Source organism: Pseudomonas citrullilanati (genome assembly GCF_030580855.1).
Lineage (GTDB): Bacteria > Pseudomonadota > Gammaproteobacteria > Pseudomonadales > Pseudomonadaceae > Aquipseudomonas > Aquipseudomonas citrulli.
Window position 1 is genome coordinate 1 of the sequence record NZ_JAUQOP010000099.1, and the last position, 525, is coordinate 525.

Annotated in this window: 1 protein-coding gene; it reads right to left on the minus strand. The window is 65.0% G+C overall.

What is annotated here, in order from left to right; genetic code table 11:
- The coding region (locus Q6A48_RS25925; RefSeq protein WP_304557319.1) for a carbon starvation CstA family protein at positions 1-525 on the minus strand (525 nt) is incomplete at both ends.

Sequence of the window (525 nt, forward strand, 5' to 3'; positions counted from 1 at the left end):
TCAGCGCCGGCATCTTCAGCTCGGGCATGGTGACCAGGATGCCGATCGCCAGGGCGATGATGGTGCCGATCTTGAGGAAGGTCGACAGGTAGTCCCGTGGCGCCAGGATCAGCCACACCGGCAGCACAGCGGCGACAAAACCGTAGCCGATCAGCATCCAGGTGATCTGGACCCCGGTGAAGCTGAAGGCCTTGGCCCAGACCGGGTCGGCGGCGATCTGCCCGCCCAGCCAGATCGAGCCCAGCAGCAACAGCACGCCGATGAGGGAGATTTCACCGATGCGGCCCGGGCGGATGTAGCGCATGTAGAGGCCCATGAACATCGCGATCGGGATGGTCGCCATCACCGTGAAGATACCCCACGGGCTCTCGGCCAGCGCCTTGACCACGATCAGCGCCAGCACCGCGAGGATGATGATCATGATCAGGAAGCAGCCGAACAGCGCGATGGTGCCGGGGATGCGGCCCATTTCCTCGCGGACCATGTCCCCCAGGGAGCGCCCGTTGCGGCGGGTGGACAGGAACA